Raw genomic sequence first — 14,464 nt, forward strand, 5'->3', positions numbered from 1 at the left:
TTCCCGCGCGGCGCCCGGCCCCAACCTCAGTTCCAGAACCGGAAGACGCTGAACCCGATCTGGGCACCGTCCACATAGCCCCCGAAGGCGCCGAAGAGCGCGTACGCGCCGTCCCAGAGCGCATTGTTCGCCGGGCGGAACAGCCACAGGACCGCGAACAGGATGATCGGTGCCCACGGGCGCACCTGCGCGCCGAACGCCCGCGCCTGCGGCGGCAGGTACGGCTCGATCGCGCCCCAGCCGTCGAGGCCCGGGATCGGCAGGATGTTGAGGATGAACGTCACGATCTGCAGCAGTGCCAGGTAGGACATCGCGATCACCAGGCCGCCGGACATCGGGACCAGCGACACGACCAGCGCCAGCGCCGCGCCGACGGCGAGGTTGCTCAGCGGCCCGGCCAGCGACACCCACGACGACGTCCCGCGGCTGCGCAGCGCGCCCCGGTTGATCCAGACCGCGCCGCCCGGCAGCGGGATGCCGCCGATGACGAGGAAGATCAGCGGAAGCACGATCGACAGAACGGGATCGGTGTACTTCCGGACGTCGAGACTGAGGTAACCCTTGTGGGCGACGCTGTAGTCGCCGCCGCGGTAGGCGACCATCGCGTGCCCGAACTCGTGCAGCGACAGCGACGCCACCCAGCCGGCGGCGACGAAGATCACGACGCCTGCCACGAGCAGCGGATCGCGGTCGCGGACGAAAACGGTGTTGATGTCGCCGAAGGCGGCCATCACGCCGCCGACGGTGGTGAGCGCGAGGATGCCGAGGAAGACCGGGCTGGGGCGCACTGCTGACTTCTGCACGGGTCCCAGTCTTCCGTATGCCCGGTGTGAAGTTACCGGCGTGTCCCCTTGCGCGATCGGGCCGGAACGTCCCCCGAACTCGCTACTCCGCTTGACCTGACCGCACTACACGGGTGTAATCACAGTGATGTCATTCGCCGCCGAGAGGGGACGGCGAGTGTCGTTTCACCACCGCCAGCCTGGGGAGTGCTAGGGAGCGAGGAGGCGGACGTGCGGTTGGAAGCCGATGGGAAGGAATGGGGGCACGTCATGAGTTGGGGCGAGATCCCGGAGCAGGCTCTGGGAGATCTCACCGAGCTCATCGATGCCACCGAAGAAGAGCAGGATTGGCAGGAACGCGCCCTGTGCGCGCAGACGGACCCGGAAGCGTTCTTCCCCGAGAAGGGCGGCTCCACCCGCGAAGCCAAGCGCATCTGCCTGGGCTGCGAGGTCAAGGACGAGTGCCTTGAATACGCGCTGGCCCACGACGAGCGCTTCGGCATCTGGGGCGGTCTGTCCGAGCGGGAGCGCCGGAAGCTGAAGAAACGAGCCGTCTGAAGGCGGAATCACCGGTGGTGCCTGCCGTCACCGGTGATTCCGCGTGGTGGACACGGCGTGGGTTCACCATCGGGTGACGGACCGAAGCCGTAGGGTGGCCGCACCGACCGCCGCCTGATCCGGAGTCCTCGTTGCCCCGCACCGCCGCGCCGCCCGCACCGCGCACCGCGCCCGTTCTGGCCATTGTGGTCTGTCACAACGGCGAAAACTGGCTACCGCTGGCGCTTTCTTCGTTGCGCCGCAGCACCGTCCGGCCCCGGCACGTCCTCGCGGTGGACACCGGCTCCACCGACGCGACCCCGCGGCTGCTCGCCGAAGCCGTCGCCGATCCCGGGCCCGACACGGCCCCCGTGCTTTCCGGCATCGTCACACTGCCGGGTGACACCGGCTTCGCCGCCGCGGTCGCCGCCGCCGTCGAGCACGCCACCGAACGCTGGGGCGACCCCGGCTCGTGGCTGTGGCTGCTGCACGACGACTGCGCCCCCGAACCCGACTGCCTGGACGAGCTCCTGCGCGTCGCCACCGCCACCCCGTCGGCGACCGTCCTCGGCCCGCTCGGGCTCGACTGGACCGACCCGCGGCTGATCGTCGAAGCCGGCCTCTCCACCGACGCGTCCGGCCACCGCCAGCAGATCGCCGCGCTCGGCGAAGAGCCCGCCGAGGTGCTCGCCGTGCCGAGCGCCGGCTCGCTCGTCCGCCGCGACGCCTGGGACGACCTCGGCGGCTTCGACCCGGATTTCCCGTTGCTGCGCGAGGATCTCGACTTCGGCTGGCGCGCCAACGCCGCCGGCGGGATCGTCCTGTCCGTGCCGACCGCGCGGGTGCGGCACGCCCGCGCCGTCACCACCGGGCAGCGCACGGCCGACGCGCTCGCCGGGCCGCTCGCCGCCGCGAACCGCGCACACGGGCTGCGCGTGTTCCTCGTGAACTGCTCGCCGTTTTCCTTCTGGCTGGGCATGATCCGGCTCCCGCTGCTGTCGGTGCTGCGCGCGCTCGCGTTCTTCCTGCTGCGCCGCACCGGCGAGGCGCGGGCGGAGTTCGCCGCCGCGACGTACCTCCTCGGCGGACGCGGCGGATTGCGCGCCGCACGGGCCCGGCGGCGGCGGAATCCGCGGCCGGGAACGGTTCGCGGGCTCTTCACCGGACGGTGGACGCGGCTGCGCAACGCCGCCCGCGCCGGCGTCGTCGGGCTGGTCCGGCGGGGTGTCGAGAACGACGTCGCGCTCGGCCGAGTGCCCGAAACCGTCGAAACCGAGTCCGCGTGGGTGACCCCGGAAGCGCTCGACGCGCGCGAGACCCGTCCGGTCGGGCCGGACGCGCTGCCCGCGGGCGCGCTGCGCGGGCTCAGCTCGCGCGGCTCCGGGCTACGCCGCCCGGGCACGCTCGTCGCCGTCGCACTGCCGGAGACACCCGCGCCGGAGCCGGCCGCCGAGACCGAGGAACCCGCCGAAGAGCCGGAACTCGTCTTCGTCGAAGTGAACCGGCGCCGGGTGCTCGCCGCGACGATCTTCGCGCCGCCGGTCGTGCTGCTCGTCGTGATGACCGCGCTGGGCCTGGTCGTCAACCGCGCCCGGCTCGGCCTCGACCTCTTCGGCGGCAAGCTGCTGCCCGTCGGCGGGCTGGGGGAGCTGTGGTCGTCGTACCTGGCGCCGTGGCACGCGGTCGCGGGCGGCACCGGCGCGCCCGCGTCGGCGACGCTGCCGGTGCTCGGCACGCTCGGCGCGGTGTTCGCGCCGCTCGGCGGCCCGGCCGCGCTGGTCGCGATCCTGCTCCTCGGCGACATCCCGCTGGCCGCGCTGAGCGCGTACGCGGCGACACGGCGGCTTCGCGTGCGCCGGTGGGTCCGCGCGGTCGTCGCCGCGGCGTACGCGCTGCTGCCGGCCGCGACCGCCGGGGTGGCGCAGGGCCGGCTCGACGTCGTCGTCGTGCACCTCGTGCTGCCGCCCGTCGCCGCGGGCATCGCCGGGCTGCTGACGCGCGCGGACACGCGGTGGCTGCACGTGTCGGCGCTGTCGGCGATCGGGGTGGCGCTGCTGGGCGCGTTCTCGCCACTGGCGCACGGGCTCGCGCTCGCCGGTCTGCTCGTCGGGTTCGTCGTGCTGCCCGCGCCGACCGGGCTGGCGCGGCGGATCGCGTCGGTCGGGATCGTGGTGCTGCTGCCGCTGGCGCTGCTGCTGCCGTGGCCGACCGTGCTGCTGCGGCATCCGGAACTGCTGGTGCAGGGCCTCGGCGGGGCGGCACCCGGCGTCTCCGGCACCGACCTGGCCGGGCTGGATCCCGGCGGGCCGGGCGCGTGGCCGATCGGGGTCGCGGTGATCGCGGCGGCGCTGATCGCGATCGTCGTCCGGCCGACGAAGCTCGCCGCCGGCGGGCTGGCGCTCGCCGCGCTGGGCGCGGGCGGATTGGTCCTGGTCCGGCTGGTCACCGCCACGCCGATGCAGGGCGGCCCGGCGGCCCACGGCTACGCGGGCGTGCCGTTGCTGCTCGTCGGCGCGGGACTGCTGTGGGTGGTGCTCGGCTCGTGGCAGCGCGGCGGGGCGGACGGTGTCCCGGCGGCCTGGCTGCCGAAGGTGTTCGCCGTCGCCGGGGTCGCGGTGTTCCTCGCGTTGGCGGCCGGCGCGGTGGTGGTCGGCGCCGACGGGCCGCTTCGCGCCGGTGCCCGGCCCGCGCTCGCGCCGGAGGTTTCCGCCGAGCTCGCGGCTTCCGGCCGTTCGGTGCTGGACCTGGCCCCGGACGCGACCCGCCAGATCGGCGGCCGCCTGCCCCACTACGGCGACGACGAACTGGCCCCGGCCCCTGGCACGCCCACGCGACTGGCCGCCTGGCGCCGGGACCTCGGCCAGGGCGACGCGGCGGCGGTCCAGCGTTCGATCGCCGCCGCGGCCGCCGCGGGGGTGCAGTTCGTGGTGCTGCCCCCGGGCGTCGACCCGCAGGCGTACGTGCCGCCGGCCAAGGACCTGGTGTCGGTGGCGGCGCCGACGTCGGACGGCCGCGGGGTGCTCCGCCTGCTGCCCCCGGCGGGCCAGGTGATCTTGATCTCGCCGGAACAGGCGAAGGCGGCGGTGACGGGCGGCGGCGCACCGGGCAACGCGCCGGGGGTCGCGCCGGTGCAGGCGGGGCTGCCGGACGTGCGGGTGCGCGTCTCGGACGGCCCGACCGGGCGGCTCCTGGTGCTGGCGGCCGAGCAGGAGGCGGGCTGGAGGGCGACGGTGGCCGGCAAGGCGGTGCCGATCGTGCCGGCGTGGGGTCACCAGGTGGCGGTGTCGGTGCCCCCGGCGTCGTCGGAGGTGACGGTCTCGTTCCCGGGCACCGAGCGCAACCTGTTGCTGCTGCTCCAGCTGGCGGCGGTGCTGTTCACGCTCCTGACGGCGGTCCCGGCCCGCCGCCGCTGACCCGGACCTTCAAGCGCCCCAAGGCGGCCTTCGGTGCGTGTGACGCACCCAAGGTGGCCTTCGGTGCGTGTGACGCACCCAAGGTGGCCTTCGGTGCGTGTGACGCACCCAAGGCGGCCTTCGGTGCGTGCTCCCATGCCCCCACCGCCACCCTCAGCGGAGGCGCGGCGCGCCGCTGCGTCGGTTCAACGCAACCAAGGCCGCCTTGGGCGCTCGGTCACTCGCCTTCGATGACGTCCGGTTCCACGCCGAGGTAGCCCGCCACCTGCTCCACCAGCACGTCGTGCACCAGGTCGGCCAGCTCCGACGGGTCCTTCGCCCGCGCCTCCAGCGGCCGCCGGTACAGCACGATCCGGGCGCGCGTCGGCATTCCCGTGCGGTCGACCCCGGCCGGGACCAGCCGCGACAACGGCACCTGGCCGTCGTGCAGCACGCCGTCCGACGGCGCCCGGCCGTTCTCGCGGACCTCCGGCACGTCGTCGACCGCCACGTCGAGCTTCGTCAGCTCCTGACGCCAGCGCGCCTCGATCGGCTCCAGCGCGTCGAGCACCAGCGCGTCGAACCGTTCCGCGCGGCTCGCGGCGGCGGGCAGGGTCGCCGGGTACAGCGTCCCGCGCAGGCCCCGGCCGTGCCGGTCCCGTCGCAGGCGCCGCCGCTGTCGGTAGTCACGAGCCGTCGCCACGTCCGGAAGTCTATGCGGTCGGCGGGTCGCAGCGCGTGTCGCCGGTACGAGCTTGCGGCGACGCGCTATCGTTTCGTTTCGTGCGGAGCGTACGGAAGTGTTCGCGTACTGGCTGTCTCGAGCCAGCTGTGGCCACGCTGACGTATGCCTACAGCGACTCCACCGCCGTCGTCGGCCCGCTGGCCACCGCCTCCGAGCCGCATTCGTACGACCTCTGCGAAGCCCACGCGCTGCGGCTGACCGTGCCCAAGGGCTGGGAAGTCGTCCGGCACGAAGGCGCCTTCGCCGCGCCGGACCCGTCGGCCGACGAGCTGACCGCGCTGGCCGAGGCCGTGCGCGAGGCCGGCCGCTCCGACAAACCCGCTCCCGCGCCCGAGCCGGACGGCCCTTCCGGGCGCCGCGGCCACCTGCGGGTCCTGCCGGGCCGCGCCTGAACGCGTAACCCACTCACCTCGCCGGTAGGCTTTCCGCGCGGCGCAGCGGGCGCCAGGACGACTATTCGCGGGGAGACGGCGTGCCAGACCTTTCGGGCATCGTGAAGGCCTACGACATTCGCGGCGTGGTCGGCGAGCAGCTCGACGCGGCGCTCGTCCGTGACTTCGGCGCCGCGTTCGCCCTGCTCATCAAGCCGGAGGCGCCTTCGGTGGTGATCGGCCACGACATGCGCGACTCGTCGCCGGGGCTCGCGGCCGCGTTCGCCGAGGGCGTGACCTCGCAGGGCCTCGACGTGGTGAGCATCGGGCTGGCCAGCACCGACCAGCTGTACTTCGCCTCGGGGTCGCTGAACCTGCCGGGCGCGATGTTCACCGCCAGCCACAACCCGGCCAAGTACAACGGCATCAAGATGTGCCGCGCGGGCGCGTCGCCGGTCGGCCAGGACACCGGGCTCGCCGAGATCCGCGACACCGTCGAGCAGGGCGTGCCCGAGTTCGAGGGCCAGCGCGGCACCATCACCGAGCGGGACGTCCTCGCCGACTACGCCGCCTACCTGCGCAACCTGGTCGACCTGTCCGGCAGCCGGCCGCTGAAGATCGTCGTCGACGCCGGCAACGGCATGGGCGGCCACACCGTCCCGACGGTCTTCGAGGGCCTGCCCATCGAGGTCGTGCCGATGTACTTCGAGCTCGACGGCAGCTTCCCGAACCACGAGGCCAACCCGCTCGACCCGAAGAACATCGTCGACCTGCAGGCGAAGGTGCGCGAGGTCGGCGCGGACGCCGGCATCGCCTTCGACGGCGACGCCGACCGCTGCTTCATCGTCGACGAGCGCGGCGAGCCGGTTTCGCCGAGCGCGATCACCGCGCTGGTCGCCGTCCGCGAGCTGGCGAAGGACCCGGGCGGCACGATCATCCACAACCTGATCACGTCGAAGGGTGTGCCGGAGATCGTCGCCGAGCACGGCGGCAAGCCGGTCCGCACCCGCGTCGGGCACTCGTTCATCAAGGCCGAGATGGCCCGCACCGGCGCCATTTTCGGCGGCGAGCACTCGGCGCACTACTACTTCCGCGACTTCTGGCGCGCCGACACCGGCATGCTGGCGGCGCTGCACGTGCTCGCCGCGCTCGGCGAGCAGAACGGCCCGCTGTCCGAGCTGACGAGCGCGTACTCGCGCTACGCGGCTTCGGGCGAGATCAACTCGACCGTGGACGACCAGGTCGCGAAGATGATGGCCGTCAAGGACGCCTTCGGCACCCGCTCGGGCGTCGAGATCGACGAGCTGGACGGCCTGACCGTGCAGCTGCCGGGCGGCGCGTGGTTCAACCTGCGCCCGTCGAACACTGAACCGCTGCTGCGGCTGAACGTCGAAGCCGCGAACGCCGAGGCGGTTCAGGGGCTGGTGGACGAAGTACTCGCGATCATCCGCAGCTGACCCGTCCACCGGTGGAGGGCGGGCTCCCGGGCCGAACTGTGTCCGGAAGGTGCCCTTCACCACACCTCACCGCGTGGTATGGAGGAACCATGGCCATCACGCTCGACGCCCAGCTCCTCGAGATCCTGGCGTGCCCGTCGCCCGATCACGCCCCGTTGCGGCCCGGGGCGCCGGACGACCCCGAGGCCGACGCACTGACGTGCACGGAGTGCGGCCGGGTGTACCCGGTCCGTGACGGGATCCCGGTGCTGCTCCTCGACGAGGCCACCTTGCCGGGGGACCACGGAAACTCCGATGCCGACAGTGCTTGACGACACGCTGCTCGACGACCCCGCGCGGCTGGCCGAGGCCGACAGCGCGGGGCTGCTGCGGGCCGCCGCGATGGCGGGCGCCCAGGTGCGGGCGACCGCCGAGATCGCCGCGGAGCTGGAGCTGTCCGAGCGGCTCGACATGGGCCGTCCGCGTGCGCTGGTGCTGATCGACCGGCCGGGCGTGAGCCGGACGGTCACGCGGCTGCTGGCCGCCCTGCTGACGCCGTCGTGCCCGGTGCCGGTGGTCGTCGCCGAGGTGGTGCCGAGCTGGATCGGCGCGCTCGACGTCGTGTTCGCCCACACCGACGACCCGGGCGACCGCGAGCTCGCCGCGTCGCTGGAGCGCGCCGCACGCTACGGCGCTTCGGTGGTGCTCTCGGCGCCGTCGGAAGGCCCGGTGGCGGCCGCCGTGGCGGGCAAGGGCCTGCTGCTGGCGCCGCGCGTCCCGGTGCCGCCGGAGCTGGCGTTCCCGCGCGGACTGGCCGCCGGGCTGCTCACCGCGAACGCGCTGGGCCTGCTGATCTCCGACGTCCAGGTGCTGGCCGACCAGCTCGACCTGGAAGCCGAGAAGGACTACCTGGCCCGCGAGTCGTTCGCGAACCCGGCCAAGGCGCTCGCGCTGCGGGTCGCCGACCGCGTGCCGCTGCTGTGGGGGCTCGACCCGGTCGCGGTGGCCGTCGGCGAGCACGCGGCGCACGCGTTCGCCGCCCACGCGGCCACGGTGTGCGACGTCGAGGACTATCGTCAGGCGCTCGCGCGCCCCGCCCTGCGGCGGGCGGCGCAGGCGAGTGGCGGAGAGCGTGACATCTTCGCCGATCCGGACGATCCATCAGGTGACATCCCCACCCGGGTGCTGCTCCTCTCGGTGCGGACCGGTCCGGCCACGGACGCGGCGCGCTACCAGGCGGAGGACCTGCTGCCCGGTGCGGACGTCATCGCCCCGGCCGAGGAGATCGAGGCCGACGAAATCGTGCGGGCCGCGGTGCTGGCGCTGCGGTTCGAACTGGCGGCGGTCTATCTCGGGCTGGCGGCGGGCAGCATCGGCGGCGCGGGCCGCTTCGCGCCCGCGACGGCGTGAGACCCGCCGAGCACCGGCCCCGGCCGGCGCCGAAGGAGTGGAGTTGAGGTGACAGTGGAGCTGCTGCGCAACGCGGTGCGGCCCTACGCCTGGGGATCGCGGACGGCGATCCCCGAGCTGCTGGGCCGTCCGGTACCCGCGCCGCACCCCGAGGCCGAGCTGTGGATGGGCGCCCACCCGGGCGACCCGTCGCACGTCATCGGCCCCGACGGGACCGAGCGGAGCCTGCTCGAGCTGGTCGACGCCGACCCGGTGACGCAGCTCGGCGAGCGGTGCGCGAAGCGGTGGGGTGGGCGGTTGCCGTTCCTGCTGAAGATCCTCGCGGCGGAGGAGCCGCTGTCGATGCAGGCGCACCCGTCGGCGGCGCAGGCCGCGGAGGGGCACGCCCGCGAGGAGCGGCTGGGCATCCCGCGGGACGCGCCGAACCGCAACTACCCGGACCCGACGGCGAAGCCGGAGCTGGTCTGCGCGCTGACGGAGTTCCACGCGCTGGCCGGGTTCCGCGCGCCGGACCGCACGGTGAAGCTGCTGAAGGCGATCGAGACGCCGGGGCTGGCGAAGTACACCGGGCTGCTGGAGGCGCAACCGGACCCGTCCGGGCTGCGAGCGCTGTTCACGACGTGGATCACGCTGCCGCAGTCGTCGCTGGACGCACTCCTGCCGGAGGTGCTGGACGCGTGTGTCCGGCACGTCCAGGAGCACGGCGAGTTCGCGGTCGAGTGCCGCACGATCCTGGAGCTCGGCGAGGCGCACCCGCGCGACGCGGGCGTGCTGGCGGCGTTGCTGCTGAACCGCCTGACGCTGCGTGCCGGCGAGGCGATCTACCTGCCGGCTGGCAACCTGCACCTGTATCTCCACGGCACGGCGGTGGAGATCCTGGCGAACTCGGACAACATCCTGCGGTGCGGCCTGACGCCGAAGCACGTGGACGTCCCGGAGCTGCTGCGCGTGGTGGACTTCGCGTGCGGTGAGATGCCGGTCCAGTGCGGCGACACCGGCGGCCGGATGGCGGTGTACCACACGGACGCGCCGGAGTTCGAGCTGTCGCGCGTGGAGTGGGCGTCCGGCCAGGACGACGAGATCGCGGTCGACAGCACGGGCCCCCAGATCCTGCTGTGCACGGCGGGCGACCTGCTGGTGACGGCCGACGACGGCGAGAAGGTGGAGCTGAGGCGCGGCCAGTCGGTCTGGCTGCCGGCGGCGGACCCACCGGTCCGAGTGCGCCCGTTGGCGGGCGCGCGAGCCCAGTTGTTCCGCGCGACGGCGGGAACCTGCGAGGACTGAAGCCGCGGCTTCTGTGTGCGTTCCGTGTGGCGGCATCCGAGACGATAAGGCTCATCGGGGGGACCCTGGTGCGCTGGTGCGCGCAGCCGGCCCGCTGGGGGTGGCGCCGGTCGGCACCCGCCCGGCGCCCGTGGGCTGAGGGTGGTGCCGTGAGGGGGCGGCACCACCCTGCTTCGCTCCCGGCTGTGCACCTGGTCGGGGAGGCCGGGCGTCGCCGGGGGCGGGGTTCGGTGAGGGGGAGTAGCCCCCGCTGCGGGCGCGGGTCGGGGGACGTGCAGGGCGGGAAGTGCCCGCTGGGCCGCTCGCTCCGACGCCTGGATCGGGTGGTCAGGACGGCGAGCAGCCGCCGCAGCGGTTAGAACGGTTCGGTCAGCGGCGACAGGGCTGGTCGGGGCGGCGGGCCGGTCGCGGGGATCGGCGAGGTTGCCCGTCCCGCACGGGCGGCGAGCATCGGCGCGGGGCTCAGACCGGTTCGGTCAGCGCCAGTAACGCCCGCCGCACCGCGGCCGCGCTCGCGTCGCGTGCATCGGCCAGGTTCGCCGCCTCCGCAGCCGCTTCCGAAGCCAATCCCTCCTCACCCACCCCTTCATACGCCCGCCGCAGCACCAGCCACGTCAAGCCCGTCGCCGATCTGCTGCCCATCTCGCGGAACTCGTCCAGGCACGCGCGCAACACCGGGATCGCCCGCGCCGCTTGGCCCTCGCCGATCCAGCTCGCCGCTATCGCTCGGGTGCACGACAGCTCCCGTGGGCGCTCGTCCAACTCCCGGGCCAGGTCACGGGCCTCCTCGAACGCCGCCGTCGCGTCGCCGCGGGCGCCCCTTGCCGCCGAGATCGCGCCCAATGTGCGCAGTGACTTCGCCAGTTCCGAACGCGCCATCGTGCCACGCAGCAACGCCACCGATTCCGCGATCGCCGTCGCCGCCTGTTCTTCCTCGCCCGTCAGCAGCGCTGACCACGCGTACCCGTGCAACGCCGTGCCGATCTGCCGCGCGTCGCCGGTCTCGCGGGCCGCCGCCAGGGCAAGCCGGTCGACTGTCCTGGCCTCGGTCACGCGGCCGAGTCGCAGCAGCGCCGCCGACTCCGCCGCCCGGACCAGCAGCGCCTCCCGTTCACCGTCCACAGTGAACAGCTCGCGAGCGCCGGCGGCCGTGTGCAGTGCCTCTTCCGCGCGGCCGAGCCCGATCAGGCAGTGCGCCAGGTTCGCCGAAACCCACGCGTGCGTGCGCCGATCTCCCTGGACTTCCAGCTCCTTCGCGCACTCCCGGTACGCGGCGGCCGCCTCCTCGTACTGCCCGCGCGCGTGCCGCAGCAGCGCCAGGTTGGCCTCCGCCACGACGGCCACCCGGCGATCCTCCGCCCGCGCCAGCACCGTCTCGTACGCCGCCCGCAGGTCCGCGTACTGCCCGTGCAAGTACAGGTACACGCTCAGCTTGTCCAGCAGCAGCAACGCTTCCCGCGCGTCCAGCGACCCGATCAGCGACATCAGGTTCGCGCGCTCGGCCGCGAACCAGTCGTCCGGACGCTCGAGCAGCCGAGCCACCAGCGCCTCCGGCAGCGGCTGCGCGAACGGCTCGTGGGCCACGGCCGGCATCGGCACCGTCCGGGGCAGGCGCGCCGCCGCCGCGTCCGCGAGCGCCAGCGTCGCCGCCAGCACCGTCGGCGCGCCGCCCTCCTCCGCCGCGCCTTCCGCCGCGTACAGCCGGACGAGGTTGTGCATCCGGTAGCGGCCTTCGCCGGTCGCGTCCGGGCCGTGCGCCTCCAGCAGGCTCGCTTCGACGAGCTCTTCGACCGCCTCGTCCGCGTCCGCGCCGATCAGCGTCGTGACCGCCCAGGCGGGCAGATCGGCGACGCGGCACCGGCCGACCAGCCGGAACGCCCGCCGCGCCGCCGGCCGCAGGCCGTCGTAGCTCAGCGCGATGCTGCCGCGGACGGCCAAGTCGCTGACGGTCAGCTCGTCGAGACGGCGGACCTCGTCTTCGAGACGGCCGGCCAGTTCCGCGACCCGCAGGTGCGGCCGGATGGCCAGGCGGCTGCCCGCGATCCGCAGGGCGAGCGGCAGGCCCGCGCACGCGTCGATGATGCGCTGCGCGTCGGCGCGCTCCCGGGCCACCCGCGGCCCGGCGAGCCGGTCCAGCAGTTCGGCGGCCTCCGCGCCGGACAACGGCCCGACGGGCAGCCGGTGCGCGCCCGCGAGCCCGCTGAGCCGCTGCCGGCTCGTCACGAGCACCGCGCAGCCCGGCGTGCCCGGCAGCAGCGTGCGGACGTGCTCGGGGTCGGCGGCGTCGTCGAGCACCACCAGCACCCGCCGGTCGGCCAGCCGGCCGCGGAACACCGCCGCGCGGGCGCGGACGTCGTCCGGTACCGCGGGGCCGGGGACGCCGAGCGCGCGCAGCAGGTCGGCCAGCACCGCGCCGATCTCGCGCCCGCCGAGCGGGACGTACAGCTGCCCGTCCGGGTACTGCGCGCGCAGCCGGTGCGCGGCGCGCACGGCGAGGGTGCTCTTGCCCGCGCCCGGCTCGCCGCTGAGCACGGCGACCGGGACGCCGTCACCGCCGCTCAGCACCGCGGCCAGCTCGGCCAGTTCGGCGGCGCGGCCGGTGAAGTCGCCGATGTCGGGCGGCAGCTGGCACACCGGCCACGACGGCGGCGGCAGCCGCGGCACGGGATCCTCCCCGCGCAACACGGCGGCGTGCACCCGGCGGACCTCGGCGCCCGGTTCGACGCCGAGCTCCTCGACGAGCGTGGCCCGCAGCCGCCGGTAGACCTCCAGTGAGTCGCCCTGCCGCCCGGCCCGGTGCAGCGCGGTCATCAGCTGCGCGGCCGGCCGCTCCCGCAGCGGGTGCTCGGTGAGCACGGCCTGCAGCTCGCCGGTCAGCTCCCCGTGCCGCCCGGCGGTGAGCTCGGCGTCGACGCAGTCCTCGAACACGGCGAGCCGCTCGGACTCCAGCCGCGCGATGTCGGCGTCGAGCCGCGGCACGTGCAGCCCGGCCAGCACGGGCCCCCGCCACTGCGCGAGCGCCCGCCGGTAGTGCCGCGACGCGGTGCCGGGATCCCCGGCCCGCTGCCCTTCGGCGACGGCGGACCGGAAGACGAGCAGGTCGAGCTCGTCCGGCTCGACGTGCAGCCGGTAGCCGAGCGGCCCGTGCCCGACGCGCAGGCCGTCGATCCGGTCACGCAGCCGCGAGAGGTAGGTGTGCAGGTTGGAGGCGTACGACTTCGGTGGCCGTTCCGGCCACAGCGCCTCGACCAGCACGTCGGCATGGACGTACTGGCCGGCGTTGAGCAGCAGCACGGCCAGCAGGGTGCGCTGCCGCTCACCGCGCAGGGTGAGCCAGCGCCCGGGCGCGCTCTCGACGGCGAGCGGCCCGAGCACGCCGAAGCGAGCCATGTCCACCTCCCCCGGGTCCCGGAACGGCCACCGTAGCGAAGGCCACCGACAAAACCCGGCGGTGCGGCGCGAGGCCCCGCGTCAGGTCCTCTAGGCTCCAAACCGGCAATTCGGGAACTTCGGCAGGGGAGCGATCGTGTCAGCTGGAGGCGGAACCAAGGCGATCATCGCCGCGCTCGGGGCCAACGCCGGGATCGCGGCGGCGAAGTTCGCCGGCTTCCTCGTCACCGGGTCGTCGTCGATGCTGGCCGAGTCCGTGCACTCGCTCGCCGACACCTCCAACCAGGGCCTGCTGCTGCTCGGGCAGAAGACGTCGAAGCGCGCCGCCGACCGCGAACACCCCTTCGGCTACGGCCGGGACCGGTACTTCTACTCCTTCATCGTCGCCCTGATGCTCTTCACCCTGGGCTCCGCCTTCGCGATCTACGAAGGCATCCACAAGGTCGGGCACCCGGAACCGCTCGAATCGCCGATCGTCGCCGTCGTCATCCTGCTCGTCGCCGTCTGCCTGGAGGGCTACAGCTTCTACACCGCCATCGGCGAGTCGCGGAAGATCAAGGGCGACGCGAGCTGGTGGGGCTTCATCCGCCAAGCCAAGGAGCCCGAGCTCCCGGTCGTGCTCCTCGAGGACGCCGGCGCGCTGCTCGGCCTCGTCTTCGCGCTGCTCGGCGTCGGGCTGTCGGTCATCACCGGCGACCCGGTCTGGGACGGCATCGGCACCCTCGCGATCGGCGTGCTGCTCGGCGTCATCGCCGTCATCCTGATCGTCGAGATGAAGAGCCTGCTCATCGGCGAAGGCGTCACCGAGCCGGTGCTGGCCACGATCGTCGACGAGCTGGCCGCGGGCAAGGTCGAGCGCGTCATCCACATCCGCACCCAGTACCTGGGGCCGGACGAACTGCTCGTCGCGGCGAAACTCGCGCTGGTGCCGGGCCTCGACACGGCCGAGGTGGCCGCCGCCATCGACGACGCCGAAGCCCGCGTCCGCGCCAAGGTGCCGGTCGCGAAGCTGATCTACCTGGAGCCGGACCTCGACCGCAGCCTTGCCGGGTAGCCCTTCGGCAAGCCGTCACGGTCCTGACCCGTTAGGGTGACTTACTGCGATACATGCAGGCAG

General features: G+C 73.9%; 11 protein-coding genes. 8 read left to right on the forward strand and 3 right to left on the reverse strand.

The genetic code is table 11. The features are described from left to right. Positions 1-26: 26 nt before the first annotated feature. Positions 27-788, reverse strand: coding sequence for a site-2 protease family protein (locus tag BT341_RS12540; protein ID WP_072476461.1), 762 nt, complete (start codon positions 786-788; stop codon positions 27-29). 264 nt (positions 789-1,052) lie between these two features. On the opposite strand from BT341_RS12540, the gene BT341_RS12545 reads away from it, so the two are divergent. Together BT341_RS12545 and BT341_RS12550 are read left to right on the forward strand one after the other, a co-directional pair. Then, positions 1,053-1,340 (forward strand): WhiB family transcriptional regulator, encoded by a 288-nt coding sequence (locus tag BT341_RS12545; protein WP_161790928.1) that lies wholly within the window; start codon positions 1,053-1,055, stop codon positions 1,338-1,340. A 131-nt stretch (positions 1,341-1,471) separates the two neighbouring features. Further along, entirely contained in the window at positions 1,472-4,732 is a 3,261-nt protein-coding gene (locus BT341_RS12550) for a glycosyltransferase family 2 protein (RefSeq protein ID WP_072476462.1), read from the forward strand. Between the two features lie 217 nt (positions 4,733-4,949). On the opposite strand, the gene BT341_RS12555 is transcribed toward BT341_RS12550, so the two are convergent. Further along, positions 4,950-5,414 (reverse strand): metallopeptidase family protein, encoded by a 465-nt coding sequence (locus BT341_RS12555; RefSeq protein WP_072476463.1) that lies wholly within the window; start codon positions 5,412-5,414, stop codon positions 4,950-4,952. Between the two features lie 80 nt (positions 5,415-5,494). Here BT341_RS12555 and BT341_RS12560 point away from each other — a divergent pair, with 80 nt between their 5' ends. From BT341_RS12560 to manA, 5 genes are all read left to right on the forward strand, one after another. Next, positions 5,495-5,848: a DUF3499 domain-containing protein gene (locus tag BT341_RS12560; protein ID WP_072476464.1), complete on the forward strand. Its 354-nt coding sequence runs from the start codon at positions 5,495-5,497 to the stop codon at positions 5,846-5,848. Positions 5,849-5,928: 80 nt separating this feature from the next. Next, entirely contained in the window at positions 5,929-7,284 is a 1,356-nt protein-coding gene (locus BT341_RS12565) for a phosphomannomutase/phosphoglucomutase (RefSeq protein WP_072476465.1), read from the forward strand. Positions 7,285-7,373: 89 nt separating this feature from the next. Continuing rightward, on the forward strand, positions 7,374-7,595 hold the full coding sequence (locus BT341_RS12570; RefSeq protein WP_072476466.1) for a Trm112 family protein: 222 nt from the start codon (positions 7,374-7,376) through the stop codon (positions 7,593-7,595). After that, positions 7,579-8,673 (forward strand): hypothetical protein, encoded by a 1,095-nt coding sequence (locus BT341_RS12575; protein ID WP_072476467.1) that lies wholly within the window; start codon positions 7,579-7,581, stop codon positions 8,671-8,673. The genes BT341_RS12570 and BT341_RS12575 overlap by 17 nt, the downstream gene beginning before the upstream one ends. A 54-nt stretch (positions 8,674-8,727) precedes the next feature. Further along, positions 8,728-9,957: a mannose-6-phosphate isomerase, class I gene (gene manA, locus BT341_RS12580; protein ID WP_072476468.1), complete on the forward strand. Its 1,230-nt coding sequence runs from the start codon at positions 8,728-8,730 to the stop codon at positions 9,955-9,957. A gap of 462 nt (positions 9,958-10,419) precedes the next feature. Here manA and BT341_RS12585 read toward each other — a convergent pair whose 3' ends face one another. Then, positions 10,420-13,347, reverse strand: coding sequence for an AfsR/SARP family transcriptional regulator (locus tag BT341_RS12585; protein WP_072476469.1), 2,928 nt, complete (start codon positions 13,345-13,347; stop codon positions 10,420-10,422). A 136-nt stretch (positions 13,348-13,483) separates the two neighbouring features. Here BT341_RS12585 and BT341_RS12590 point away from each other — a divergent pair, with 136 nt between their 5' ends. After that, complete coding sequence (locus BT341_RS12590; protein WP_072476470.1) at positions 13,484-14,401, forward strand: cation diffusion facilitator family transporter; 918 nt, start codon at positions 13,484-13,486, stop codon at positions 14,399-14,401. Positions 14,402-14,464: the final 63 nt, after the last annotated feature.

Origin of the sequence: Amycolatopsis australiensis, assembly GCF_900119165.1 — a bacterium.
GTDB lineage: Bacteria > Actinomycetota > Actinomycetes > Mycobacteriales > Pseudonocardiaceae > Amycolatopsis > Amycolatopsis australiensis.